The 24,712-nt window shown below is 70.1% G+C and carries 30 protein-coding genes; 23 read left to right on the top strand and 7 right to left on the bottom strand.

Going from position 1 to position 24,712, the window contains the following annotated elements:
* Positions 1 to 159: 159 nt before the first annotated feature.
* The 8 genes from ABIE45_RS05940 (at position 160) to dxs (ending at position 9,094) form a co-directional block, all read left to right on the top strand.
* Positions 160 to 666 carry an N-acetyltransferase gene (locus tag ABIE45_RS05940; protein WP_192711358.1) on the top strand — a complete coding sequence of 169 codons (507 nt, stop codon included), beginning with the start codon at positions 160 to 162 and terminating at the stop codon, positions 664 to 666.
* Positions 667 to 1,097: 431 nt separating this feature from the next.
* Positions 1,098 to 3,197 (top strand): HAMP domain-containing methyl-accepting chemotaxis protein, encoded by a 2,100-nt coding sequence (locus ABIE45_RS05935; protein WP_192711359.1) that lies wholly within the window; start codon positions 1,098 to 1,100, stop codon positions 3,195 to 3,197.
* A 127-nt stretch (positions 3,198 to 3,324) separates the two neighbouring features.
* On the top strand, positions 3,325 to 4,767 hold the full coding sequence (locus ABIE45_RS05930; RefSeq protein ID WP_192711360.1) for a lipopolysaccharide biosynthesis protein: 1,443 nt from the start codon (positions 3,325 to 3,327) through the stop codon (positions 4,765 to 4,767).
* A gap of 48 nt (positions 4,768 to 4,815) precedes the next feature.
* Positions 4,816 to 5,430 carry a DNA-3-methyladenine glycosylase I gene (locus tag ABIE45_RS05925; RefSeq protein WP_192711361.1) on the top strand — a complete coding sequence of 205 codons (615 nt, stop codon included), beginning with the start codon at positions 4,816 to 4,818 and terminating at the stop codon, positions 5,428 to 5,430.
* A 41-nt stretch (positions 5,431 to 5,471) separates the two neighbouring features.
* Entirely contained in the window at positions 5,472 to 6,032 is a 561-nt protein-coding gene (locus tag ABIE45_RS05920) for a hydrolase (protein WP_192711379.1), read from the top strand.
* Positions 6,033 to 6,083: 51 nt separating this feature from the next.
* Positions 6,084 to 6,596 carry a tyrosine phosphatase family protein gene (locus tag ABIE45_RS05915; protein WP_192711362.1) on the top strand — a complete coding sequence of 171 codons (513 nt, stop codon included), beginning with the start codon at positions 6,084 to 6,086 and terminating at the stop codon, positions 6,594 to 6,596.
* Positions 6,597 to 6,795: 199 nt separating this feature from the next.
* Positions 6,796 to 7,056: an exodeoxyribonuclease VII small subunit gene (locus tag ABIE45_RS05910; protein WP_192711363.1), complete on the top strand. Its 261-nt coding sequence runs from the start codon at positions 6,796 to 6,798 to the stop codon at positions 7,054 to 7,056.
* A 43-nt stretch (positions 7,057 to 7,099) separates the two neighbouring features.
* Complete coding sequence (gene dxs / locus ABIE45_RS05905; RefSeq protein WP_192711364.1) at positions 7,100 to 9,094, top strand: 1-deoxy-D-xylulose-5-phosphate synthase; 1,995 nt, start codon at positions 7,100 to 7,102, stop codon at positions 9,092 to 9,094.
* 102 nt (positions 9,095 to 9,196) lie between these two features.
* On the opposite strand, the gene ABIE45_RS05900 is transcribed toward dxs, so the two are convergent.
* The 4 genes from ABIE45_RS05900 to ABIE45_RS05885 form a co-directional block, all read right to left on the bottom strand.
* On the bottom strand, positions 9,197 to 9,394 hold the full coding sequence (locus ABIE45_RS05900; protein ID WP_192711365.1) for a hypothetical protein: 198 nt from the start codon (positions 9,392 to 9,394) through the stop codon (positions 9,197 to 9,199).
* Between the two features lie 143 nt (positions 9,395 to 9,537).
* A complete protein-coding gene (locus ABIE45_RS05895) occupies positions 9,538 to 9,750 on the bottom strand; it encodes a hypothetical protein (RefSeq protein ID WP_192711366.1) in 213 nt (70 codons plus the stop codon).
* A gap of 10 nt (positions 9,751 to 9,760) precedes the next feature.
* Positions 9,761 to 9,931 carry a hypothetical protein gene (locus ABIE45_RS05890; RefSeq protein WP_192711367.1) on the bottom strand — a complete coding sequence of 57 codons (171 nt, stop codon included), beginning with the start codon at positions 9,929 to 9,931 and terminating at the stop codon, positions 9,761 to 9,763.
* On the bottom strand, positions 9,928 to 10,386 hold the full coding sequence (locus ABIE45_RS05885; protein WP_192711380.1) for an NUDIX hydrolase: 459 nt from the start codon (positions 10,384 to 10,386) through the stop codon (positions 9,928 to 9,930). Before ABIE45_RS05885 ends, ABIE45_RS05890 begins: the two co-directional genes overlap by 4 nt.
* Positions 10,387 to 10,632: 246 nt before the next feature.
* On the opposite strand from ABIE45_RS05885, the gene ABIE45_RS05880 reads away from it, so the two are divergent.
* Together ABIE45_RS05880 and ABIE45_RS05875 are read left to right on the top strand one after the other, a co-directional pair.
* The gene (locus ABIE45_RS05880) at positions 10,633 to 11,106 is read left to right on the top strand and encodes a CYTH domain-containing protein (RefSeq protein WP_192711368.1); all 474 of its coding nucleotides are present in this window, start codon (positions 10,633 to 10,635) and stop codon (positions 11,104 to 11,106) included.
* Between the two features lie 45 nt (positions 11,107 to 11,151).
* Positions 11,152 to 11,424 carry a hypothetical protein gene (locus ABIE45_RS05875; protein WP_192711369.1) on the top strand — a complete coding sequence of 91 codons (273 nt, stop codon included), beginning with the start codon at positions 11,152 to 11,154 and terminating at the stop codon, positions 11,422 to 11,424.
* Positions 11,425 to 11,452: 28 nt separating this feature from the next.
* Here ABIE45_RS05875 and ABIE45_RS05870 read toward each other — a convergent pair whose 3' ends face one another.
* Entirely contained in the window at positions 11,453 to 12,004 is a 552-nt protein-coding gene (locus ABIE45_RS05870; protein WP_192711370.1) for a hypothetical protein, read from the bottom strand.
* Between the two features lie 183 nt (positions 12,005 to 12,187).
* Positions 12,188 to 12,421: a hypothetical protein gene (locus ABIE45_RS05865; RefSeq protein ID WP_192711371.1), complete on the bottom strand. Its 234-nt coding sequence runs from the start codon at positions 12,419 to 12,421 to the stop codon at positions 12,188 to 12,190.
* Positions 12,422 to 12,780: 359 nt separating this feature from the next.
* Between ABIE45_RS05865 and ABIE45_RS05860 the strand changes: the two genes are divergently transcribed.
* The 7 genes from ABIE45_RS05860 (at position 12,781) to ABIE45_RS05830 (ending at position 19,042) form a co-directional block, all read left to right on the top strand.
* On the top strand, positions 12,781 to 13,650 hold the full coding sequence (locus tag ABIE45_RS05860; RefSeq protein WP_192711372.1) for a sensor histidine kinase: 870 nt from the start codon (positions 12,781 to 12,783) through the stop codon (positions 13,648 to 13,650).
* A gap of 107 nt (positions 13,651 to 13,757) precedes the next feature.
* On the top strand, positions 13,758 to 15,329 hold the full coding sequence (locus ABIE45_RS05855; RefSeq protein WP_192711373.1) for an ABC transporter substrate-binding protein: 1,572 nt from the start codon (positions 13,758 to 13,760) through the stop codon (positions 15,327 to 15,329).
* Positions 15,330 to 15,771: 442 nt separating this feature from the next.
* Positions 15,772 to 17,106: an MFS transporter gene (locus ABIE45_RS05850; protein WP_192711374.1), complete on the top strand. Its 1,335-nt coding sequence runs from the start codon at positions 15,772 to 15,774 to the stop codon at positions 17,104 to 17,106.
* Positions 17,107 to 17,195: 89 nt separating this feature from the next.
* Positions 17,196 to 17,957, top strand: coding sequence for an SDR family oxidoreductase (locus ABIE45_RS05845; RefSeq protein WP_192711375.1), 762 nt, complete (start codon positions 17,196 to 17,198; stop codon positions 17,955 to 17,957).
* Between the two features lie 48 nt (positions 17,958 to 18,005).
* Positions 18,006 to 18,185: a hypothetical protein gene (locus ABIE45_RS05840; protein ID WP_192711376.1), complete on the top strand. Its 180-nt coding sequence runs from the start codon at positions 18,006 to 18,008 to the stop codon at positions 18,183 to 18,185.
* A gap of 25 nt (positions 18,186 to 18,210) precedes the next feature.
* Positions 18,211 to 18,624, top strand: coding sequence for a VOC family protein (locus ABIE45_RS05835; protein WP_192711377.1), 414 nt, complete (start codon positions 18,211 to 18,213; stop codon positions 18,622 to 18,624).
* 82 nt (positions 18,625 to 18,706) lie between these two features.
* The gene (locus ABIE45_RS05830; RefSeq protein WP_192711378.1) at positions 18,707 to 19,042 is read left to right on the top strand and encodes an HPF/RaiA family ribosome-associated protein; all 336 of its coding nucleotides are present in this window, start codon (positions 18,707 to 18,709) and stop codon (positions 19,040 to 19,042) included.
* A 142-nt stretch (positions 19,043 to 19,184) separates the two neighbouring features.
* On the opposite strand, the gene ABIE45_RS05825 is transcribed toward ABIE45_RS05830, so the two are convergent.
* Positions 19,185 to 20,021 (bottom strand): outer membrane protein, encoded by an 837-nt coding sequence (locus tag ABIE45_RS05825; RefSeq protein WP_373622194.1) that lies wholly within the window; start codon positions 20,019 to 20,021, stop codon positions 19,185 to 19,187.
* Between the two features lie 432 nt (positions 20,022 to 20,453).
* Here ABIE45_RS05825 and ABIE45_RS05820 point away from each other — a divergent pair, with 432 nt between their 5' ends.
* From ABIE45_RS05820 to ABIE45_RS05795, 6 genes are all read left to right on the top strand, one after another.
* Positions 20,454 to 20,948: a GAF domain-containing protein gene (locus ABIE45_RS05820; protein ID WP_192709562.1), complete on the top strand. Its 495-nt coding sequence runs from the start codon at positions 20,454 to 20,456 to the stop codon at positions 20,946 to 20,948.
* 121 nt (positions 20,949 to 21,069) lie between these two features.
* On the top strand, positions 21,070 to 21,219 hold the full coding sequence (locus ABIE45_RS05815) for a hypothetical protein (RefSeq protein ID WP_192709563.1): 150 nt from the start codon (positions 21,070 to 21,072) through the stop codon (positions 21,217 to 21,219).
* 561 nt (positions 21,220 to 21,780) lie between these two features.
* Positions 21,781 to 22,233 carry a DUF1440 domain-containing protein gene (locus ABIE45_RS05810; RefSeq protein WP_373622193.1) on the top strand — a complete coding sequence of 151 codons (453 nt, stop codon included), beginning with the start codon at positions 21,781 to 21,783 and terminating at the stop codon, positions 22,231 to 22,233.
* Between the two features lie 153 nt (positions 22,234 to 22,386).
* Entirely contained in the window at positions 22,387 to 22,995 is a 609-nt protein-coding gene (locus tag ABIE45_RS05805) for a PAS domain-containing protein (protein ID WP_192709565.1), read from the top strand.
* A gap of 564 nt (positions 22,996 to 23,559) precedes the next feature.
* Positions 23,560 to 23,934, top strand: coding sequence for a hypothetical protein (locus tag ABIE45_RS05800; protein WP_192709566.1), 375 nt, complete (start codon positions 23,560 to 23,562; stop codon positions 23,932 to 23,934).
* A 29-nt stretch (positions 23,935 to 23,963) separates the two neighbouring features.
* Complete coding sequence (locus tag ABIE45_RS05795; protein ID WP_192709567.1) at positions 23,964 to 24,608, top strand: hypothetical protein; 645 nt, start codon at positions 23,964 to 23,966, stop codon at positions 24,606 to 24,608.
* Positions 24,609 to 24,712 lie beyond the last annotated feature (104 nt).

Genomic DNA, 24,712 nt, shown 5'->3' with positions numbered 1-24,712 from the left:
ACACCCGGCACGGTCCGTTGCAAAAACGCCGCATCGCGACGGGGCGCGGCGGGCCGTGCGGGCTTCCCAAGCGGGGCGGAAGCGGGCATCTGACCGGCGGGATAGAGGATTCAAGCGAGCGATGGCCGGGCCGATCAGATCCACCGCGACGGCGAAGGCGTGAGCGCCCCCCTGCGCAACCCGATCGGCGCCGGGCTCCCCGAGCCGACGATCCGCACCGCCACGCTTGCCGATCTCGACGCCCTGGTCGCCCTGGAGCACGCCGCCTTCGCCACCGACCGGGCCGAGCGCCGGGCGATCCGCCACGCGATCCAGTCACCCACGATGGACGTGCTGGCAGCGCTGATCGACGCGCCGGACGCGGATCCGACCCCGGTCCTCGTCGGCGCCGCGGTGCTGGAGCGGCGGCGCAGCAGCCGGATCGCTCGGCTGGCCTCGATCGCGGTGGCGCCGAACCGTGGCGGCCTTGGTCTCGGCGGCAGGCTGCTCGACGCCGCGGAGGCTCACGCCCGCGCCCGAAGCTGCGACAGGCTCCGGCTGGAGGTGCGCGCCGATAACGGCGCCGGCATCCGCCTCTACGAGCGCCGGGGCTATGTCCGCTTCGCGGTGCGACCCGACTATTACGAGGACGGCATGGAGGCCTGGCGCTACGAGCGCGAACTCTAGGGACCTCGCGGGCGCGGTCACGGGCCCGACCGGCACTTTCAGCCCATGCAGCCCACTCCGCCATCACGCGGGCCGCGACGCGCCCAGTGGCCGAGGAACGCCGGCTCGGTCCGCGCCGCTTTGGATGGGAGGGCTCCTCTGCGCCTGCACGAACGGAAGCACCCGGACGCCGGAGATCGGCTCCGTATCGTACCGTCGCGTGGAAATGAGCCGGATGCCCCGCTCTGCCGGATGGATGCCTAGTTCTGCGGCGCAATTTATAATGCAAATCGATTATCTCGAAGGAAAATTTTGATATTTTATTATTTACTCGCGCATTTTAACGTGCAATATACACGGACTTGCCAGCTCAAGAAAACGACTTTCCCTTTATTGCTTGCACAAATCTTACACCGTAAGACAGAACGTCACGCAATCTGGGATTCTGACCCATGACCCTCTGGCTGGGACGCTTCTCGATTCGGACGTTGTTGTGCTTGGTCATCGTGATCATGGCCTGCATGGCACTGGGCGACGCCGTTCAGACTCTCGTCGACGCGCGGTCGCAGGCGAAGGCTGCGGACAGGGCCGTGACGTTGACCCAGGCGAGCCAGGGGCTCCTCAAGGCAATCCTGCCGCTGCGGCTCGAGCGCGGATCGACACTCGCCCTCGGGGGTGAAGCGCCCGCGGATGCGAAGACCCTGTCGACCATCGCGGCCAGCCGGCAGGCGATGATCGAGAACTACCGTCGGGCTCAGCGCAGCCTGAACGATCTGGCCGAGCCGGCGGTCGGCGCGACGCTCGATCGCCTGAACGCCGCCCAGGACGTGATGGCGGCCCTCCGGCCCCGCATCGACGCGGCCCTGAGTTTGCCGAAAGCCCGGCGTGACCCGGCTTTGCGGGACGCCGCGCTGACCGCGTTCCGGGACCTGCTGGAGGCCCTGACGGCGACGCTCAGGGCGGTCGACGCGGCCATTCCCCGGTCCGATCCCGTCCTGCAGCGCTATCTCGCCCTCAAGCAGGCGGCCTGGGACACCCGCGTCGCCAGCGGCAACGTCGCGGTGCGGGTGCAGGCGTCCCTGGTCGCCGGGACGTCGTGGTCCCTGCCCGAGACGGTCGCGGCCGCGGAAGAGCGGGCCGAACTGCTGAACGCGTGGCGGCGCGCGACCGAGGCCGCGACTGACGTCACGGAGGCGGTCCGGACCGCGTTCGAGAAGGCGAAGGCCGGTAATTTCGAGGGGGACGCCAAGGTCATCGCGCAGGCGGTCTTCGACGCGCTGAGCACGCACACCGCCGCCGGCTACACGTTCGACGAGCTGCGCCAGCGCAACACCGAGAACCAGCGCTTCATCGTCAACCTCTGCGACGCGGCCCTCGACGCGATGGTGGCGCGCGCCGAGACCCTCGCCGACGCGGCCCGGAGCGTCGTCGCGCGCAGCGTGGTGACGTTGCTGGCGGTGGTCCTCCTGGTCGCCCTGGGCCTGTGGACCCTGTTTGCCGGCGTGCTGCACCCGCTCCGGGCGCTGACGGCGGCGATGCAGGCGCTGGCGGACGGAGACGCGTCCGCCACGGTCCCGGCGCGCGCCTACCGGAACGAGATCGGCGCGATGGCGCGGGCCGTCCAGGTGTTCAAGGACAACCTGATCCACGGCCGCCGGATCGAAGCCGAGGCGGCCGAGGCGCGGGTTGCGGCGGAGGCCCGGCGCAGATCCGACCTGCAGGCGGTGGCTCAGCGCTTCGAGCGCACGGTCGGCGGCATCATCGGCATGGTGTCGTCTTCGGCGACCGAACTGCAGGCCACCGCCCAGACCATGACGGCCACCGCGACCGAGACCGCCAGCCAGTCCAGCACCGTGGCCGCTGCCGCCGAGGAGGCCGCCGCCAACGTCAACACCGTCGCGGCGGCCGCCGAGGAACTCGGCGCCTCCGTGCAGGAGATTGGCCGGCAGGTCGCGGGCTCGACCAAGCTCGCCGCGGGCGCGGTCTCTGAAGCCGACCAGACGGGCGCGTTGGTCCGGGCGCTGAGCGGCGCGGTGGGGCGGATCGGCGACGTCGTCGGGCTGATCGCCGCGATTGCCGGGCAGACGAACCTGCTGGCGCTCAACGCCACGATCGAGGCCGCGCGCGCCGGCGACGCGGGTCGCGGCTTCGCGGTGGTGGCCTCGGAGGTGAAGGCCCTGGCCGCGCAGACCGCCAGAGCCACCAAGGAGATCGCCGGCCAGATCGCGGGCATTCAGGGGGCGACCGGCGAGGCCGTCGCGGCGATCGACGCGATCACCGGGCGGATCCAGGAGATCAGCGGTGTGGCGAACTCGATCGCGGCGGCGGTGGAGGAGCAGGGTGCGGCCACGCAGGAGATCGTGCGGAATGTCGGGCAGGCGGCGATCGGCACCGGCGCGGTGACCAGTACCATCCTCGGCGTTGCCGGGGCCGCCGAGACAACCGGCCGGGCGGCAGGCGAGGTGCTCGAAGCGGCCTCCGCGCTGTCGCGGCAATCCGAGCATCTCGCGGCCGAAGTCGCGCGCTTCCTGGACACCGTCCGCGCCGCCTGAAGGCCCGCGGCAGCCGCATCGCGGCTTGGTCCGCCCCGATCCCGCCCGGTTAGGGGAGTTTTACGGGTCCCGCGCTACATCCTGCGGATTGCCCGAGAGAAACACCGCCGCTCATGAGACGCCGTCCATGGCCGTGATCGCCGCCTTCATCATCAATGCGGGGCTGAACTTCGTCCTCGGGCTGCTGATCGCCAAACTTCTGGGGCCGGCCGATTTCGGCCGGTTCGCGCTGGCGACCACCGGCGCCATCGTGCTGAACACGGTCCTGTTCGAGTGGCTGCGCCTCTCGGCGACGCGATTCTACTCGGGGCGCGTGCGGCTGGACGAACCCTGGATCCGCCACGGGCTCGACCGGGCCTATCTGCGCCTCGGCCTGCTGCTGCTCGCCGCCGCCGCCCTGTGCGGCGCCTTCGGCTTCGCCGGCGGCGCGGACGGGCGCGAGGCGGTCCTGTGCGGCACCGGGATGGCGGCCCTCGGCATCGGCGTGTTCGACTATCACGCGGCGCTCGCCCGAGCGCGGTTCGACGGGCGGCTCTATCTCGGCCTCGTCGCGGTGAAAAACGTCCTGTCGTTCGCCATGATGGCGGCGGCCGCGTGGTGGCTCGTCCAGCCGGCCTGGGTTCTGGCGGCGGCGGGCCTGAGCCAGCTCGCGGCGGTGTTCGTCCTGCGCCATCCCCTGCGGGACCCGCGCACCCCGTTCGAGCGGCCGCGCCTGTCCGACACCTGGCGGGTCTTCGCCCGCTACGGCCTGCCGCTCATCGCGGCCAACACCGCCTATCAGTGCCTCGCCTTCGTGAACCGCGGCGCTATCGCGGGCCATGCCGGCTTCGCGGAGGCCGGCTATTTCGCCCTTGCGGCCGACGTGACGTCCCGCTCGCTGACGACGCTCGGCACCGCCCTCGACCTGCTGCTGTTCCAGCTCGCCGTCCAGGCCGAGGAGGAGCGCGGACGCGCGGCCGCCGAGGCGCAGGTGGCGGAGAATGCCGGCACCGTCTTCGCGCTGCTGGCGCCCTGCGCGGTCGGGTTCTGGGCGGTGCTGCCGGCGCTCCAGGGGCTGGTGGTACCGGACGCCTATCGCGGGCCGTTCGAGACCTACAGCGTCGCGCTGTTGCCCGGCCTGTTCTGCCTGTCGATGATGTTCTACGCCCTCAACCCAGTCTTCCAGATCCGCCGCCGGACGCTCCCGGTGATCGCCGCCGCGCTGGTCGGGCTCGCGGTCAACGGCGCCGGCCTGCTGATCCTGCCCGATCGGATGGGCGGGATCGGGGTTGCGCTGGCGCAAACCGCGGGCCTCGCCGCCGCCGGGCTGTGGCTCGGCTGGCGCGCGCTCACGGGTCCGGAGCGCATCGTCCTGCCGTGGGGGGAGATCGGGGTCGCGACGCTCGCCTGCGCGGCGATGGGGCTCGCCCTCGCCCCGTTCCGCCATCTCCCGCCCGCCACCGCACTGGCGGTCCTGGTCCCGGCCGGGGTCGCCGCCTACGGCGCCCTAGTCTGGATCTTCGACATCGCGGGCCTGCGGCGGCAGGTCCTTGCCCGCTTCAGCCCGGCGCGGACGGTCGCCGCGGAGTAGGTGCGGACCGCCATGGCGTTCCGCTCCTGTTCTCGCTAAACCGGGCGCATGTCCGAGACCGGCCTGATCGATCACCCCGACGGCTGCCCCCGCTGCTGGTGGGCTGGCCTCGATCCGCTCTACGTCGCCTATCACGACACCGAGTGGGGCGTGCCCGAGCGCAACGGCCGGGCCCTCTACGAGAAGCTGATCCTCGACGGCTTCCAGGCCGGCCTGTCCTGGATCACCATCCTGCGCCGCCGCGAGGGGTTTCGCGACGCCTTCGCGGGCTTCGATCCGGAGCGGATCGCCCGCTTCACGGACGACGACGTGGCGCGGCTGATGGGCGACACTTACATCATCCGCAACCGCGCCAAGATCCAGGGCACCATCGCGGGCGCCAAGGCCTGGCTGCGGATCGAGGAGCGCGGCCCCGGCTTCGCGCACTTCCTGTGGGATTTCGTGGACGGGCAGCCGCTCCAGGGCACGGCCCGGAGCCGCGCCGAGATCGCCACCGAGACCCCGGTCTCCCGCGCGATCGGCAAGGCCCTCAAGGCCGAGGGCTTCTCGTTCTGCGGGCCGACCATCGTGCACGCCTTCATGCAGGCCGTCGGCATGGTCAACGACCACCTCGTCGGCTGCCACCGGCACGGGCCCTGCGCCCACCTGGGGCAGGCGCGATGAGCGGATCTGCGCCCGACCCGGCCCCGCGCGCGTGGCAGCGGATGCTCTCCGGCCGGCGCCTCGATCTCCTCGATCCCGCGTCCCGCGACATCGAGATCGCCGACATCGCCCACGGCCTCGCCCGGGTCGCCCGCTGGAACGGCCAGACCCGAGGGCCGCATGTCTTTTCAGTGGCCCAGCACAGCCTGCTGGTCGAGGCGGTGGGCCGACATGTCGCCCCGGCCTGCACCGACCCGGACGGCCTGGAGCTGCTGCTGCACGACGCGCCGGAATACGTGGTCGGGGACATCATCTCGCCGTTGAAGGCCGCGATCGGGGATGCGTATCGCGGCGTCGAGCTGCGGCTGCTGGACGCCATCCGCGGCCGCTTCGGCCTCCCGGCCCCGGCGCCGGCGCTCGCCCGCCTGGTGAAGCAGGCCGACCGGATCGCCGCCCATCTCGAGGCGATCCGCCTCGCCGGCTTCGCGCCGGAGGAGGCCGAGCGCTATTTCGGACCTGCCGCGGACCTGCCGGACCGGGTGCTGGCGCTCGCCGAGCCCTGGCCGACCGCCGAAGCCGAGACACAATTCCGCGCGCGCTTCGACGCGCTCCGCTCAAGCTGACACGCGGCCGCCCTCGATCCGTCACGATCGCACGCCACTGGCGCGGCCACCATGCCGAGCCTCCACGTCTGCCCTCTCTCACGCCTGCCCGAGACCGTCGCGGCGACCGGCGCCAGTCACGTGCTCACGCTGATCAATGTCGGCACGCCGCTGGAGCGTCCCGCCGTGATCGACGCCGAGAACCACGCCGTCATCGGCGTCAGCGACATCGCGGCGGCGCGCGACGGACACGTTCTGCCGGCAGAAGAGCACGTGGCGCGGGTTCTCGACTTCGTCCGGGCCTGGCCACGGGAGAAGCCGCTGGTGATCCACTGCTATGCCGGGATCAGCCGCTCCACCGCCGCGGCCTTCATTGCGGCCTGTGCCCTGGCGCCTGAGCGCGACGAGGCGGCGATCGCCGACACCCTGCGGGCCGCCTCCCCGTCGGCGACGCCCAATCCGCTGTTCGTCGCCATCGCCGACCGGATGCTCGGCCGCGACGGGCGCATGGTCGCGGCCATCGCGCGAATCGGCCGCGGCGCCGACGCGTTCGAGGGCACGCCGTTCTGCCTGACGCTCGCGTGACCGCTCTCCCGAACGGGTTTCGTCACGGCCGCCGCGGCCTGTCCGCGATCGTACGGCGGCGGTCTCACACCCGTCCCGAGTGTGGCGCAAACGCCGCCGCACGCTTCCAAAACGGTGCGGAGCCGGCCGCCAAACCTGTGCCCTGGGTTGTGGCGATGGGGGCTGGCGCCGTAGAAACCCTCCAAAGGAAGTATCTGGGATGAGTGCGAGCAGACCCGAGGTGGCCCCCGCTGCCGGCGACCTGCCCTTCGAGAAGGCGCTGGAACAGCTCGAGGAAATCGTGCGCCGGCTCGAGCGCGGCGACGTTCCGCTCGACGAGTCGGTGGCGATCTACGAGCGCGGCGAGGTGCTGAAGAAGCATTGCGAGGCGCTGCTGAAGCGGGCCGAGGCGCGGATCCAGCGGATCACCCTCGGCGCCGACGGGCGGCCCGAGGGCGTCGCCCCGCTCGATATGTCCTGAGGCTCGGCGATCAAACCGATCCCATCCGTTAGAGGTTGATGCCGTGGCAATTTCCCCCGAGCAGAGCGCGCTTCTCGACCGAATCCCGAATCCTGCGGCGTTGCGCGGGCTTCCGGAATCGGAGCTGCAGGCGGTGGCGGACGCGGTGCGCGCCGAGATGATCGACGCGGTGTCGATCACCGGCGGCCATCTCGGCTCGGGGCTCGGCGTCGTCGAACTCACCGTCGCCCTGCACCACGTGTTCGACACCCCCGACGACCGCATCGTCTGGGACGTCGGCCACCAGTGCTACCCGCACAAGATCCTCACCGAGCGTCGCGACCGCATCCGCACGCTGCGCCAGGGCGGCGGCCTGTCGGGCTTCACCAAGCGGAGCGAGAGCGTCTACGATCCCTTCGGCGCCGCCCACTCCTCCACGTCGATCTCGGCCGCGCTGGGCATGGCGGTCGCCCGCGACCTCGACAACGCCACCGCCAAGCAGACGGGCGGCGCGCAGAAGCGCCGCAACGCCATCGCGGTGATCGGCGACGGATCCATGTCGGCCGGCATGGCCTACGAGGCGCTCAACAACGCCGGCGCCCTGCACTCGCGCCTGATCGTCATCCTCAACGACAACGACATGTCGATCGCGCCGCCTGTGGGCGCCATGTCGGCCTACCTCGCCAGGCTCGCCTCGGGCGGCGCCTACCAGTCCCTGCGCGAGACCGCCAAGCAGCTCGGCAAGCTCCTGCCGAAGGCCCTCTACCAGCGCGCCGCCGCGGCCGAGGAATATGCCCGCTCGCTGGTGGTGGGCGGCGGCACCATGTTCGAGGAGATGGGCTTCCACTACGTCGGCCCCGTCGACGGGCACAACCTCGACCACCTGCTGCCGGTGCTCAAGAACGTCCGCGACGCCGAGCACGGCCCGATCCTGCTGCACGTGGTCACCCGCAAGGGCAAGGGCTACGCACCCGCCGAGGCCAGCGCCGACCGCTACCACGGGGTGGTCAAGTTCGACGTGGTCTCAGGCGTGCAGGCCAAGGCCAAGCCGAACGCGCCGGCCTACACGCGGGTGTTCGGCGAGAGCCTGATCAAGGCGGCCGACGCCGACGACAAGGTGGTGGCGATCACCGCGGCGATGCCGGGGGGCACCGGCATCGACCTGTTCGGCAAGGCGCATCCGGACAAGACCTTCGACGTCGGCATCGCCGAGCAGCACGCGGTGACGTTCGCGGGCGGGCTGGCCACCGAGGGCTACCGGCCGTTCGTGGCGATCTACTCGACCTTCCTGCAGCGGGCCTACGATCAGGTCGTGCATGACGTGGCGCTGCAGAACCTGCCGGTGCGGTTCTGCATGGACCGGGCGGGCCTGGTCGGCGCGGACGGGGCGACGCATGCGGGTGCGTTCGACCTGGCGTATCTGTGCTGCCTGCCGAACATGACCGTGATGGCGGCATCCGACGAGGCCGAGCTGGTGCACATGGTGGCGACCGCCCACGCCCATGACTCGGGCCCGATCGCGCTGCGCTACCCGCGCGGCGAGGGTGTCGGTGTCGAGCTTCCGGAGCGGGGCGAGGCACTGGCGATCGGCAAGGGCCGGGTGGTGCGCCGGGACGCGGAGGCGCGTGTGGCGATCCTGAGCCTGGGCACGCGTCTGTCGGAGGCGCTGAAGGCGGCGGATGCGCTGTCCGAGCAGGGCGTGGCGGTGACGGTGGCGGATGCGCGCTTTGCCAAGCCGCTGGACGAGGCGCTGATCCTGGAGCTTGCGCGGGACCACGAGGTTCTGATCACGATCGAGGAGGGCTCGCGGGGCGGGTTCGGCGCGATGGTGCTGCATCTCCTGGCGGAGCGGGGGGCTCTGGATGCCGGGCGGGTCCGGGTGCGGACGATGACGCTGCCGGACAGCTACCAGGACCACGACAGCCCGGAGAAGATGTACGCCGAGGCCGGCCTGGACGCCGCCACCATCGTCAAAACCGCCCTCGACACCCTGCCGGAGGCCGCCGGCAAGGCGGAGCCGGCCAGCAACGTGGTGAGCGTGCGCCGTCGGCCGCGCTGAGCCCGGACTTCCTGTTCCGCGGCGGCCGGCCCATCCAGCGCTGCGGCCAAACGAGAAGGGCCAGCCTGACGGCTGGCCCTTTTGCTTGGTCGGGGAGCGGCCCTACTCGGCCGCCGTCATCTCGGGGGTGTAGTGGCCGCACCAATCCTGTGCGGCGACCACCGGCCAGAGCCCCTTGGATTCGGGTGCGGGCTGGCTGATGGGCGGATTGAAGCGGCACAGGCCGGCATCGTTCTGCGCGACGGCGCCGTTGCCCTTGTGCTCGTCGAAGAACCGGCAGGTCTCGCACTTCTCGTTCATGGTCAGGCTCCTGTGGGATCGGCGGCGCAGGGCCGCTGCGACCTGGAACAAACGGGGTTGGAACTTAGAAATGATCCAATCTATCCCATCAACGGCGGGGCGCCCGGCCGGTTCCCCGAGCTAGGCGGTCCGATCGGCGCGGATCAGCGCGCGAAGAACGCTGCCACCATGGCATCGTGGGTCGGGAAGGCCGTCTGGACGGGTGCGTCGACAACCAGAACCTCGAGAACCTCGCCGTCGGGCTCGCCCCGATCCGCGAACCGGGAAGGCTGGCTCTCGCAGAACAGCAGGTTCTGCCGCCGATCAGGCGTGGTCACCACCGAGAGGAGGCGTAGCGGCTCGGCCGCGATCTGCAATCCGGTCTCCTCAGCACTTCCCGTGCGCCCGCCTCTGCCAGCTCTCGCCGCGCATCTGGTAGCCGCCGGGCAGGGCGAGTTGGCCGTAACCGTCGGCCAAGCCGCGGCGGACCATGAGCAGACCGCCCTCCACCGGGACGAGAACCACCACGACGGTGGGCATGTCGTCGTAGGCGCTCACGCGCGGCGGTCGTGCGGCCCCGCCGCGAAGCCCGCCAGCAGCCGCTGGAGCTCGTCCTCGTCGACAAGGCGCGCCGCTTCCTCCGGCGCGAACCATTGCAACGTCCGCTGATCCCGCTCCGGCCAGCGCTCGTGCTGCACCTCGACCCGCAGGGGATACACGCGCACCTTGCAGGGGAGCGCGAGGCCGTCCTCGAGGCGCTTCTCGTAGCGATACCATCCGACCGGACTGGCCGCGATCTGGCCCTTCAGGCCGGCCTCCTCGAACGCCTCCCGCTCGGCCGCCCGATGCGCCTTGCGGCCCAGCATCGGCCAGCCCTTCGGGATGATCCACCGCCCCGTGTCGCGCGAGGTGATCAGGAGAACCTCGATCCGGCCGTCCGCACCCACGCGGAACGGCAAGGCTGCAACCTGCTTGAGCGGCTTGGCATGCGCCTTCCGCAGCAGCTTCTTCAGGCTGGGACGCTTGGATACCGTCTTCAGTGCTGACCTCGGCGACGAGAGGGAATGGTTCTTCTGCGCGCGATCCTGCAATCGAAAGTCTCCTCCCGCTTTTACATAGTTGAAGATGTGGGCATTGCATCCTGGCTAAAGTGTCGGCGAGCCATGCCTGTAACGCCGTGCCGCGAGCCTACCGGCGCGCTTGCGTTGCGCCGCCTTGTTGGCGAAAGCTTTCGGCGTCGAACACCAGCGAGTCGCGGCATGCCGGTCGAGATCGAGCGCAAGTTCATTGCGAGCCCGTCGGTTCTGACCTTGTGTCAATCGGGGACGCGCCTCGTTCAGGGCTATCTCGTCGCCGACGGCACCGACACGATCCGCATCCGCCAAGCCGGCGCGCACATGCTGGTCACCTGGAAAAGCCCCCGGCGTGGAATCAGCCGCGACGAGATCGAGTTTCCGATCGCACCGGAGGACGGCGCGGAGCTTCTGGCCCGCCTGCCGGCCGGTCGGCGGCTGGAAAAGACGCGCTACCGGGTCGAGCATGCCGGCGCCGTCTGGGATGTTGACGTGTTCGGCGGCGACCTCGCCGGTCTGATCCTGGCCGAGATCGAGCTCGATCGGGAGGACCAGCCCGTGGTGCTGCCCCCGTGGGTCGAGCGCGAGGTCACGGCGGACCCGCGCTACCGCAACTCCCGGCTGGCCGCGGGCGCCCTCCCCGAGCAGCTGGCGGCGTGAGAGCGCGGCGCGTGAACGCACGGGTCGCGGCGCCGTTCTAACGGAATGCACGACCGCCCGACCAACGGACCCACCAAGAGCCTGATCACTTGGACGCAGGATGTGACGGCCGGCGTGCCGCTCCCACGCTTCGTCGGACGGGTCGGCGCGGTGCAGGTCGGAATCTGCGAGTACGACGGATCGAGCCGGTTCTGGACGTGGTGGAGCCCGCTCGCCGAGGACATCTGGGGCCATGGCCAGGATGCCGAGGGCGCCCAGCGGGGCTGCGAGGCTTGGCTGCGCGGCTGGATCGAGAACTTCAGGCCGTTCTTCGCCTGACCGCGCCGGAGGTCGGTCAGGCGACGGATCAGCGGCAGTATTGCGGCAGGCGGCGCTTCCAGCGCTCGCCGAGCCGCAGCTCGGTCCCCCGGCGCCAGGAGGGAACGGGTCGCGGCGACGGAGCCTGACCGGGCTGGGCCGGGATCGCGCGGGCGGAGGCTTCGACCACCTCGGGAGCGGCAGAGGGCTCGGGCCGAGGGGCGGCCCGGCGAGGCTTGGCCGCGGGCTTCGCCGCGGGGGTCTGCTCGACGCGGGCCCGCGGACGGCGCACCCGCGGCGTCGCGACCGGTTCTGACTCGACTGCGGGGGCGACCTCCGGCTCGGCCGAGATCTCGAACATCGGGACCAGGCTCGGAAGAACGCGCCGGGCCGGTGCCTGTGCCTGTGCAGGGCGCTCCTCCTGCCGGGCGGCAGGTGCAGCCTGAAGGTCCGGCTGGGTCGGCTTCGTCTCGGCCTCGGCCAGTTCCGGCCACAGGCTCTTGGCCGAGCGCGTGGCTGGATGAGACGAGGTCAGCGATGTGCGTGCGGTACGGGTGTGCTTGACTTCGACCATAAATGGTCGCGCGCTGCGGCGCTTCATGTAGAACGATCCTTGGAAGCATCCGGCCGAAACATCAGCGGCACGAACGCCCACAGGCTAAGCCTGATCTCCGGAGATGTCCAGAAAGACGAACCCGGACGCGATAGATTTCTTCGGTATTGAGACCGGGTCTCGCGGCATCCGAGCGCCGGAACGTTGGAACTTCGCCGGATTTCGGCCTGATCAGGCGGCCTGCGCCTGGGTCGTCGCGACCGGTACCGGCGCAGCGCGGTTGGGCTCGAACAGCGACCGGTACAGAGCCGCTGGCGTCCGGGCCCGGCCACTGCCGTCCGTGATCGTCACGTCGGCCATGCCGGCCGCGATCAGGCTCATGCCCTGATCCAGGGCGGTCAGGACCGAGACGTGCTGGTAGGCGAACCGGCGCGCGGACAGGCGTGCGGAGACGGTGAAATTCATGACGACGATCCTGGAAAGCCCCGCCCGCCCTCGGACTTGGAGGACGGCAACACCGCGCGAGGGCCGGAAGCCGGTCCGCTCAGCGCGGCGACCGCGACCTGATGACCTACAATAAAGTCCTTATATTGACGAAAGCTTGTTATCTTCGATCTTTATAAGCGGTTAAGAGTCTCAAGCCAGTCCTGCGCAACGGGCGGCCGGTTCGATGCCGGCCGGCGGGTCGGCGCGCGGCATCGAACCGGCCGCAACCCACGCTCGAAAAAACGCGCGCGTTAACGGACGTTAGCGGCCCGCCGCACGACATCGCCTATTTTCGCGCTTGCCGATCGAGGGCCGGGGCGTGTCGATAGGTGTCCACGATGTCGGGGCGGCGTCCGGAATCCACCGCCGAAACTGCGTATCTGCGGCGCTGCCTTGAAGAGGCCGGCGAGCGGGCCGAGCGGGCCGAGCGGGCCTTCGCGCTGATGGCGGACATCGACGCCGCGCGGGTCCAGGAGGTGGCGGAGAGCCGGGCGCAGGCGGATGCCAGCCGGGAGCGAAGCCTGGAGTGGGAGGTTCAGGTCCTGCGGGCGCGTCTCCAGGCCTCCGAGCAGGCAGCGGCCCGTCTGCGGATGCGCTGCGAGCATCAGACCTCCATGATGCGCGAGCTCTCGCATCGCCTGAAGAACTCCCTGACCCTGGTGCAGGCCATGATCAGCCAGACGCTGCGGGATCCGCCGAGTCTCGCCGACGGCCGGGCCGCCCTGCTGGCGCGGGTCGTGGCGCTGGGGCAGGCTCATCGGGTTCTCGTCGAGGAGCGCTGGCTCGGCACGTCGGTCCAGCGCACCGTCGAGATGGCCTTGGCCACCCATGCCGGGACCGATGCCGCCGCGCGGTTCGCCGTGACGGGACCGGCCGTGCGCCTGGGCCCGCGCCAGACGGTGGCCCTGTCGATGGCCCTGCACGAGCTGGCGACCAACGCCACGAAGTATGGCGCCCTCTCCTGCGAGACGGGGCGCGTGCGGATCGTGTGGCACACGGCCCGGGGCGAGGCGGGGCGAACGCTTCACCTGTGCTGGAGCGAGCATGGCGGCCCGCCGGTGACGCCCTCCGAACGACGCGGCTTCGGATCCCGGCTGATCGAGCGAACCCTGACCGACACGCTCGGGGGCGACGTGGTGCTCCGCTTCGCGCCGGACGGCGTCACCTGCACGATGAAAGCCGTGATCCAGCGCCTGCGGGAGACGTGAGGCGGGCTTAACTGGGCCCGGACACAGCCCTGGCGTTCCCTACCCTGGCGCTCCTTGGCCCGGTGCGTGCTACCATCCGGCGGGACAAACCGGACGGACGGGCTGGCATGCTGAACAGACGATCTTTCGTGGCCCTCACGGGCGCCGCGCTCGCGGCCCCGGCGCTGGCGCAGGGCACGGCCTCCCGGACGCTCAAGTTTATCCCGCAGGCCGACCTGACGGTGCTCGATCCGATCTGGACGACCGCCTATGTGACTCGCAATCACGGGCTCGCGGTGTTCGACACCCTCTACGGCACCGATGCCGGCTATGCCGCACAGCCGCAGATGGTCGCCGGCCACACGGTGGAGAATGACGGCACGCTGTGGCGCCTCACCCTGCGGCCCGGGCTGACCTTCCACGACGGCAGCCCGGTGCTCGCCCGCGACTGCGTGGCGAGCATTGCCCGCTGGGGCAAGCGCGACGCGATGGGCCAGACGCTCATGGCCTACACGGACGAACTCTCGGCCCCCGACGACCGGACGATCCAATTCCGCCTGAAGAAGCCCTTCGCGCTCCTGCCGGACGCGCTCGGCAAGGTCGGCTCGTCGATCTGCGCGATCATGCCGGAGCGCCTCGCCAAGACCGACCCGTTCACCCAGGTGACCGAGATGGTCGGCAGCGGCCCGTTCCGCTTCAAGGCGGACGAGCGGGTGGTCGGCGCCCGCGTCGTCTATGAGCGCTTTGCCGGCTACGTCCCCCGCGAGGGCGGCGAGCCGCAATGGACGTCCGGTCCCAAGCGGGCCTTCGTCGACCGGGTCGAATGGACCATCATCCCCGATCAGGCGACCGCCGCCTCGGCCATGCAGACGGGCGAGATGGATTGGTGGGAGCAGCCCCCGGCCGACCTCGTGCCGACGCTCGGCAACCTGACGACGCGGATCACCGACCCGACCGGCCTGATCGGCTGCCTGCGGATGAACCAGCTCCAGCCGCCCTTCGACAATCCGGCGATCCGGCAGGTGCTGCTGAAGGTCGTCGACCAGACCGACTTCATGCAGGCCGTGACCGGCACCGACCCCAAGCTGATCCACGTGCCGACCGGCTTCTTCTGCCCCGGCCTGCCGATGGCGAGCGATGTCGGCCTCGGGGCGCTCACGGGCAAGCGCGACTACGAGGCGGCCAAGAAGGCGCTCGCGGCGGCGGGCTACAAGGGCGAGAAGGTGGTGCTGATGGGCGCCTCCGACTTCCCGAGCCTGAAGGCGCTCGCCGACGTGGCGGCCGACATGCTGACCCGCGCCGGCTTCAACGTCGACTACCAAGTGATGGACTGGGGCTCGGTGGTGCAGCGGCGCGCCAAGAAGGATCCGGTCGCCCAGGGCGGGTGGAGCGCGTTCTGCACCTTCTGGGCGGGGCTCGATCAGGCCAACCCGGCGGTCAGCGCCTTCCTGCGGGGAACGGGACAGAGCGCGGCGATCGGCTGGCCGACCAGCGCGGCGATCGAGGCGCTGCGGGATCGATGGCTCGACGCTCCCGACACCGCCGCGCGCAAGACGCTCGCGGGCGAGCTCCAGCAGCAGGCCTTCACCGACCTGCCCTACCTGCCGCTCGGGCAGTACTTCAACCAGACCTCGTACAAGCCGTCCCTGACGGGGGTGCTCGACGGCGTGCCGGTGTTCTGGAACGTCAGGAAGGGCTGAGGCGGAGGGGCCGACCCCCTTCCAAGGCGTCGGGCCGGGGGCGCGGGATCAGCGGCTCCGGGCGCGGGCGCGGCCTTGTCCCTCAGACCCGAACGCGGCGAGGGTCGCGTTCCCGCGATCGGGATCGCGCAGGACCGGCGACCGGCGCCCCTGCAGAACCTCCGCAGCCCTCCTGCAAGAGCCTGCTGTATCGCCGGTTCGGCGGTCTTCACCGGTATCCTGCCATACGAAGACGCCGTCACGATCAACAGATCCGCTCCGTTGAAGCCCCGGGAGCGCTTCCCAGCCGTGTCGCGAACGGGTTAAGCAGGGTCGGCACAGGTCACCGCTAGAGATGACCGGCCCGCGAGGAAGCCCGAGACGTCCGTCTCACCGCCGTCGCGGCGGTGCATCGACGCCCTCGACGCCGCGCGGATTCCATGACGCGACGAGGACACGCCCGATGACAGGCTTGGTGACAGGCTCCCCGGACGACACCGCGCTGGAACGCTCGGCGATGCGCAGGATCGGCTGGCGCCTCGTGCCGTTCCTGATCCTCGCCTACTTCGTGTCCTTCCTCGACCGGGTGAACGTCGGCTTCGCGGCGATCCAGATGAACCACGATGTCGGCCTGTCGGCCACCGTGTTCGGCTGGGGCGCCGGGATTTTCTTCCTCGGCTACTTCCTGATGGAGATCCCCAGTAACCTGATGCTGGAGCGCTTCGGCGCGCGGCTCTGGATCGCCCGGATCATGGCGACCTGGGGATTGATCTCCGCCGCCATGGCCCTCGTGCAGGGGCCCTGGTCGTTCATCGGCCTGCGCTTCCTGCTGGGGCTCGCCGAGGCCGGCTTCTTCCCCGGCGTGATCCTCTACCTGACCTACTGGTTCCCCTCCGCCTACCGGGCGCGGATCATCGGGGTCTTCATGATCTCGATCCCGATCTCGTCGTTCCTCGGCTCGCCGATCTCCGGTGCGCTGCTCAACGTGACGGGGCTCGGGCTCGCGGGCTGGCAGTGGCTGTTCATCCTCGAGGGCCTGCCGGCGGTGCTCCTGGCCGTCGCGGTCCTGTGGCTGCTGCCGGACGGACCGCGGGACGCGGCGTGGCTGCCGGCGGATGAGCGCGACTGGCTGCAGCGGCAGCTCCAGGCCGAGGCGGCGCGCAACACCCGGCGCGGCCAGTCGGCGAAGCCGCCGCTGCGGGAGATCCTGAGCGACCGGCGGCTCTTGCTGTTCGCCGCGATCTATTTCGGCTCGACGGCGAGCAGCTACGGCCTCTCGTTCTGGACGCCGCAGATCGTGAAGAGCTTCGGCCTCGGCAATTTCGAGACCGGCCTGCTGAACAGCATCCCGTACGGCTTCGCCTCGGTCGCCATGATCCTCTGGGGCCGGCACAGCGACCGGACGGCCGAGCGGCGCTGGCACCTCGCGCTGTCCTTCCTGGTCCTGGCCCTGGGCCTGGCGGGCGGCACGGTGCTGACGGGGCTCGGCCCGGTCGTCGCGGCGCTGACGGTGGCGGCGGTGGGTGTCTACATGCTCAAAGGTCCGTTCTGGGCGCTGGCGACCGAGCAGATGCCGCCCGCGACGGCGGCCGCGAGCATCGCGGCGATCAACGCGGTCGGAAACCTCGGCGGCTTTCTCGGCCCCTACCTGATCGGCGCGATCAAGGACGGGACCGGCAGCTTCACCCTGAGCCTCATCCCGCTGGTGGTGTTCGCCCTGCTCTCGGCCGCCCTGTCGCTCGTGCCCGGTCGCGCGCGGCAGGCGGACCCGAACGCGCGCCGGCCGTCGACCGCCTGAGTGGGCCTGCGGGCCCGGGGTGAACCGGTTCCGGAACCGGGCGGTTAGCCCTGTGAAACGGCCGGACACGCGGGGCTCCAGGCATCGGCATGCAGTTCGACGGCAAAGTGGTGATCGTGACGGGCGCCGGATCCGGGATCGGGGCCGCCACGGCGAAGCGGTTCGGGGGCGCGGGCGCGCAGGTCGTCCTGAACGACCGCACGCGGGGCCCGCTCGAGGCCGTCGCGGCCGGCTTCGACCCCGGCCGGGTCGTGCTTCAGACGGGCGACGTCTCGGAGCAGGCGGACGCCGAGGCGCTCATCGCCGCGGCGATCGACCGGTTCGGCCGTCTCGACGTGCTCGTCAACAATGCCGGCGTCGTGCCCACCGGCTCGATCCTCGAAGCCTCCGTGCAGGATTGGCGCACCGTCATGGCGGTCGATGTCGACGGCGTGTTCTTCTGTACCCGCGCCGCCCTTCCGCACTTGGTTCAGGCCGGCGGCAACATCGTCAACGTCTCGTCCGTCTCGGGCCTCGGCGGCGACTGGAACATGAGCTTCTACAACGCCGCCAAGGGCGCGGTGTCGAACTTCACCCGCTCCCTGGCGCTGGAGCTCGGCGCGCAGGGAGTCCGGGTCAACGCGGTCAATCCCGGGCTGACCTTCACGGGACTGACGCAAGAGATCAAGCGCGATCAGGAGCTGATGCGCCGCTTCGCCGAGCGCATCCCGCTCGGGCGCGGCGCGGAGCCGGAGGAGGTGGCCGACGTGATCGCCTTCCTGGCCAGCGACGCCGCCCGCTACGTCACGGGCGTGAACCTGCCGGTCGACGGCGGCCTGACCGCCTCGAACGGGCAGCCGAAGCAGGCCTGAGCGCCGGGATCGCGGACGGACGCGCGGCACCGAGAGCGGGAGAGCATCATGGACCTGAACGACACCGTGCGCGACGCCATCGTGGCGGAGCTGCAGCGCCAAGCGGAGGCGGAGGATCCCGCGCCGAAGGTGGACCTGTCCGAGCCGGGCTACGCGCGGATCGACGGGCGGATCGATATCGACGCGCTGATCATGGTCGTCGCGGGCGCGCTTGCCGGCGGCCCGTGAGCCGTCCGACCGGGATGGGGGTTCCATGCCGAAGCTCAACGCGGTCCTCGAGACGGCCCTCTATGTCGCGGATCTCGCGCGCGCGGACGCGTTCTACCGCGACATCCTCGGCCTGACCTGCATCCACACCGATGCACGGATGCGCGCCTTCGACGTCGGCGGCCGCGGCGTCCTGCTGCTCTTCCCGGAAGGCGGGTCCCTCCAGCCGATCCCGACCCCGGGCGGGGATATTCCGCCCCATGACGGGCGGGGGCCGGCGCACATCGCCTTCTCGATCGACGCCGATGCCCTCTCCGCCTGGGAGGGCCGTCTGGCGGCCGCCGGCATCGCCGTCGAGGGCCGCACCCATTGGCCGCGAGGCGGGACCAGCCTCTACTTCCGCGATCCGGATGCGCACCTGCTGGAGCTTGCCACGCCCGGCCTGTGGAAGGGCTATTGAGACCCGCTCAAAAGGCGGGCTGCCTCCCCCCGGGACAGAACCCCGGCCCCCCTCCCCGGTTGTCCCTGCACGGGAGACATCCATGATCAACGGGACGATTACGGTCGGCAGCGCGCATCTCGAACTCGGCGCGAGCTTTCGCGATCAAGCGCAGCGGCGCATCCAGGATGCCGCCAACAAGTATCTCGGCAATCTCGTCACGGCCTCCGTCCACGTGGCGCGGGAGGGCGGCGATTTCCGCTGCTCGGTGAACATGCAGATGAGCGGCCAGGGCATGATGAGCGCCGAGGCCTTGGGGGAGAGCGTGCCGCGGGCATTCCGTGCAGCCCTGAACAAGGTCGAGAAGCAGCTGCGACGCACGAAGCGTCTGCAGCGCGAGGATCGCGCCCACCAGCCGGACAGGATCATTACCGCCTAGGGCAAGCTCCGCGCGAGCTGACCCCGCTCCCCAACGCGAACGAGGCCGCCCCCTTTCGGAGACAGCCTCGCGCGATCGTGCGGTGCTGGCGAGCGCTACCCGGCCCGGGATGCGGAACCGCGTCCCGGGCCTTTGCAGGCTCTTAGTACGAGCCGAACTTGTAGTTCAGGCCGGCGCGGACGACGGCGAACTCGTCGTCGCGGCGACCGATCGGGCTGTAATAGGCCGGGACCAGGTTGGCGGCGTTGACGACCAGGGCGCCCTGGTTGCGGTTGCCGCGCTCCAGGTTCACGTACAGACCTTCGATCTTGAACGTCACGGCGGACGAGCGGAAGAAGTTCAGGAACGACTCGGTGGGCAGGGCGAACTCGACGCCGCCGCCGACCGCGTAGCCGGTGCGGAAGCTGTCGTTGCCGGCGTAGCCGCCGAACGAGCGGTCAGCGCTGCCCGAGCCGTAGGCGAAGCCGCCGGTGCCGTACACGAGGGTGCGGTCGAAGGCGTAGCCGAGGCGGCCGCGCACGGTGCCGAAGTAGTCGAGGCTCGACAGGCCGCGCGGGTCGGTCACGTAGTAGCCCGGGGCGACGGCGCCGGAGATGAAGGCGTTGTTCCGGTTGCGGCCGAAGTCGAGGTACTGAGCGTCGGCCTCGATGCCGACGACCACGCCCGAGCCCGGGGTGAACTGGTAGTTGTAGCCGACCTGCGCGCCGCCCGAGAAGCCGTCCTGGCTGCGGTCACGGAAGGTGGCGGTGGTGCCGAGGGCGGCGTAGGGGGCGGGGACGCCGAACACCGAGCTGTTGGAGCGGCTGCTGGCGTCGAAGGCGTAGCCGGCGTTGATACCGAAGTAGGCGCCGGTCCAGGTGAAGACCGGGACGGGGGTGAACACCGGCGGCGGAGCAGCGCGGCGCGGCAGGTCGGCGGCCGAGGCGGCGCCGGTCAGGAGAGCCGTGGCGGCGCTCGCGAGAAGAAGCTTCTTGATCATCTGGTCCTCTGTCTCCCGTTGGGCGGGATGTGTGCGGCGCGACAGGACGTCAGGATGAGCCTTGGCGATAGTGCATCGCTGCAACACCGCTCCGGTACCGTTCGAAACGGATCAGCAGGAAAGTGCGATAAAACACATCATCACCGACCGGTGATCGATCGGTCGGGAACTATTCTGGTACGTCTGCTGCGGAGAGCCGAGCGTCAGACAAATTACATAGGGTCGACAGCCGCTCCTCTGGCCGCGGCACACAGATGCTGGCCGGGGCGGGGCGCGCCCAGAGGAAATCCTATCGCAGGTTGTCATCGGCGCCATCACAAGGCTACCCGGTGAGCCCGCGCCCGCGTGCCGAGCGGCCCGTATGTCGACAGGGGCGCCACATGTCTTTGCCCTTGCGTGGACGGAGCGCCCCAACCCCGCTAGATCTACGGGATGGCTGAGACGCATTTCCGGCCCGCTTCGGGCTTAGCGCTCGCCGCCGCCCAACTCGAAACAGCACAATCCCTGAATGAGGTCGTGGCCGCCCTTCGGGCATCCGCGCGGGCGGTCGTCGGCTCCGACGGGATCGCCGTGGTGCTGCGCGAGGGCGAGAGCGTGGTCTATGCGGCCGAGGATGCCATCGAGCCGCTCTGGCGCGGACGCCGGTTCCCGGTGACGGAATGTGCGTCGGGGTGGGCGATCCTCAACGGCGAGACGGTCATCGTGCCGGACATCGAGCTCGACGCCCGGGTTCCGATTGCCGCCTACCGCACCACGTCGATGCGCAGCCTCGTGATCGTGCCAATCGGGTTTCCCGAGCCGGTTGCGGCGCTCGGGGCCTATTGGTGCGCCTCGGTCATCCCCGACGACGCCACCATCTGCCGCCTTGAAACCCTGGCCGCCCAAGCCGCGGCGGCACTGGCTCGGATGCGCGCCCTGCACCGGTGAGTTCCGGACCGGTCGGATTTGGGCTGCGGCAGGGATCGATCATCGGCCCCGGCGGTTCCCCGGCCGTTCCCCGGCCGTTCCCCGGCGTGGCCGGGCCTGTACGGAAGCTCAAAGCCCTGTCATGAAGCGCCTCGTCCTCATCGGAATTTTCGTCGCCCTGCTGGCCGCCATCGTGGCGATCGCGGCCACTTGGTCGAAGGTCACGCCCGTGAACCCGGCGGTGTCGCCCGATACGTCCGCGACCCCGAATCCCACGAGCCAACGGAAGTAGAGTCCTGCGGCGCGCGGCCCTGAGCGGGCGCGCGGCGGCTCGCGCCCGGTTCGGATTGGGCCGTTGCGGGACCGGGCGCCCACCCTCCCGTCTCACGCCGCATTCGCCGGTCCCCATCGGCACTCCGAAGGCGGCGCCGTGCGTCTGCCGCCTTCGGAGTGCCGAGCCGAGGCGCATGAGCCGCTGCAACGATGTTCAACGATTATTGATGCTTTATGAAAGCTTAACATCCATCTAATCTCCGTAATTATTTCCTATATCGGTTTCGCAACTGACATTCATTTGAAATACTACGGGCGAAAATCATTTATCTACGCACCGCATATCTCACAAGACCACAGCCCTGTCTTGAGATTGAAGATTTTTTGCTGATAGCAGGGCGGGCCGAGGACGAATCGACCGGGCCGGCCGCCTATTCCCAGATCTTGCGAAAACTGGGAGCTGCGGCCCGACAGCGGATCACGTCTTGATCGGGGCAAAAACAATGGGTCTCTGAAGATGGGATCGATCACGGATGTTCAGGCGGCCACGAAGCCGCGGCATGACTTCAAGACAGCTGCCATGGCAGGCTTCGTGGGCGGGAACTTGTCGAGCTTCGTCAAATGGGGCTCCGAGATCCCGTTCCCGCCACGCGAGGCGGGCCGCATCTCGCCACCCTTCGCCATCCTCAAAGCGCTCGGCCTGAACGCCGAGGACATGACCTATGTCTTCACGGGCCACGTCATCAATTACGGCGTCGCCCTGGTGCATCAGGGCTTCTCGGTCATCTTCGGCCTGCTCTACTGCCTGCTGGCCATCCCGATCCCGCTCGTCACCCTGTGGCAGGGATTGGCCTTCGGGCTGATCGTCACCGTCCTGTTCCACGCCTTCCTGCTGCCCCTCGGCGGCTGGGCGCCGCAGATCTGGGACATCTCGACCCACGAGACGTTCTCGGAGGTGCTCGGCCACCTGCTCTGGGCGTGGACCATCGAGATCGTGCGGCGCGCGATGCTCTGCACACGCGAGGCGCGTTGATCGTTGGTCCCGCCCGAGGGTTGCGCTGCCCGTCGTGAGCGCAGCCGTCGGCGGCCTATCCCCCTCACCGGAACGTGAATTTTCCGCGCGGTCTGGATGAAATGGCATCTCCATGCGCCAGATCATCCTGAGATCGTGGGGTAGGACTGGCAAATGGGGGAGGGATCGGAAGCGCCGATCAACGCGATCGACGGCTTCAGCGAGCCGCTCGACAGGCTGCGCGCCGCACTGGACGCGTCCTGTGTGGTCGGAACCTGGGAATGGGACATCGTCGGCGGGACCATGATGTACGATGCCGGCACGGCGCGGCTGCTGACCGGCGACGCCTCCCTGGCCGACACGAGGATCGGCAGCCTCCAGGCGATTGCGGCGGTGCATCCAGACGATCATCCGTGGCTCCTCGACCATGTCCAGCAGGCCGTGCAGGCCGGAGGCCTGGTCCTGGCCGAGTACCGCGTCGTCGCGCGGGACGGAGCGGTGCGCTGGCTGCTGAGCCGCGGGCGCGCGTTCCAGGACCCGTTCGGGCATCCGGTCCGCGCAGGCGGCATCATCATCGACATCACCGAGCTGCGCGAGGGCGGCGAGCGCCCCGTCGTCGGCGGCGAGGCGGCACCGCTCGACTCCTTGAGCCGCGCCGCCGACTTGGCCATCGCCCTCAAGCGCACGCTCGACGACGACGCCGCGGCCGAGATCCACGCCGCGGTCGACCGCCTGCTGATGTGCCTCGGGCGCGCCATCGCCCGGGAGAGCGGCCTGCACTGACCGCCCTCGCGCGGCGGCCGCAGCCTCCGATCGCCCGGCGCGCGCCGGAATGCCGTCTCTCCGGGAACATGCGCCCGCTTGCCGCCTTGGCCTGTCACACGGACGGGCGGATCAGGAGAGTCGTCGCATGGGACAGGATGTCGATGCCGCACGCGAAGCGCTCGGATCGGTCCCGCCGGGGCGGCCGGCCGGTCAGGCGAAGCAGGTCGATCCTGTGGCCGGAGGCAGCGGGCCGCACGCGCCGGGCCCCGTGGAGCCGGCATCCGACGACGCTCCGGAGAGCGGCGGTTACGACACCCGACCACCGGCCGTTCAGCCTGACAATCGGAAGGGCGGCTACGGCGCTGGTTGAGTCGACCTGGCGTCGCCCTCGGGTCCTTCTGCACCGGCCAGCGGGTCGACTTGAGATCGATCCAAGACCAGGGGAAGATCTATCTCTGCGCTACAAGAATGGAGAGTTTCGGCGAGCGCGGCGATAATCGCCTGCGGACCGGATCTGCTCTTTCTGGAACGTATCGCCCGTCCGTCGAATTGGTCACCGTGAAACCGTCGACGGAGTCCATCATGCGTATACCCCTCGCCCTCGTCCTCGCGACTCTGCTCGGATCGAGCGCCGTCGCCCAGACCACGGTCACGGGGACGCCCGCCGCGCCCGACGCCAAGACGAGCCAGCAATCCGGCGGCCAGGAGAGCGTGACGCGGCCGAACACCGACAAGATGACGCCCGACGGGACCGGCACCGCCGGCACCGTCAAGCTGGAGAAGGGCGCCAACAGCTTCACCGAAGGCGAGGCGCGCTCGCGGCTCGCGAAGGCCGGCTACACCGACGCGAAGGACCTCAAGAAGGATGCCGACGGCATCTGGCGCGGCACCGCTACGCATGGCGGCCAGTCGGTGCAGGTCGGCCTCGATTTCAAGGGCAACGTGTCGGCGCAGTGAGCCCCTCGGAACCCGACAGGAGATTGATCATGGCCCAACAGACCATCACGGCTCTCTACGATCGCTATGAGGACGCCAGCGCCGCCGTCGGCGAACTCGAAGGCGTCGGCATCCCGCACGGCGATGTCAGTCTTGTCAGCAACAACGAGGGGGATCGCCATGCCGGCCGCCTCACGGGCGGCGGGCACGGAACCGCCGAGACGGCCGACAGGGCCAAGGACGGCACCGGCGCCGGCGCGACCCTCGGCACCGTCGTGGGCGGCGCCGCCGGCCTTCTCGCCGGTCTCGGCCTGATCGCAATTCCCGGAGTCGGGCCGGTGGTGGCCGCCGGCTGGCTCGTCGCCACCCTGACGGGCGCCGGGATCGGTGCGGCGGCGGGCGGCCTTGCCGGCGCGCTCACCGGCGCCGGCGTGAGCGAGACGGATGCGCATGCCTATGGCGAAGGCGTGCGGCGGGGCGGGACGCTCGTCACGGTCCGGATCGCCGAGGCCCGGGCGGTCCCGGCATCGGCCGTGACGGAGATCCTGGAGCGGCACGGCCCGGTCGATCTCGACGAGAAGGCGAGCGCGTGGCGCGCGGAGGGCTGGACGGCCCCGAACCCCGGCACCGGCGCCACCGGCTCGGCGGCGACTCAGGGCCGGGTCCGGGCCTATCCCGCAACCACGGACCTCTGACCGCCGTGCGCTGCGGCGCGCCGGGTCTGATCCCGGCGCGCGGCAGCCCGGCCCGGAGCCGCCCTCGATCGCGTTGCGGCACAGGACACGACGGCCACCTGGAA

Source organism: Methylobacterium sp. OAE515 (assembly GCF_041806315.1).
GTDB classification, from domain to species: domain Bacteria; phylum Pseudomonadota; class Alphaproteobacteria; order Rhizobiales; family Beijerinckiaceae; genus Methylobacterium; species Methylobacterium tardum.
This window is presented reverse-complemented; position numbering and strand designations above follow the sequence as displayed.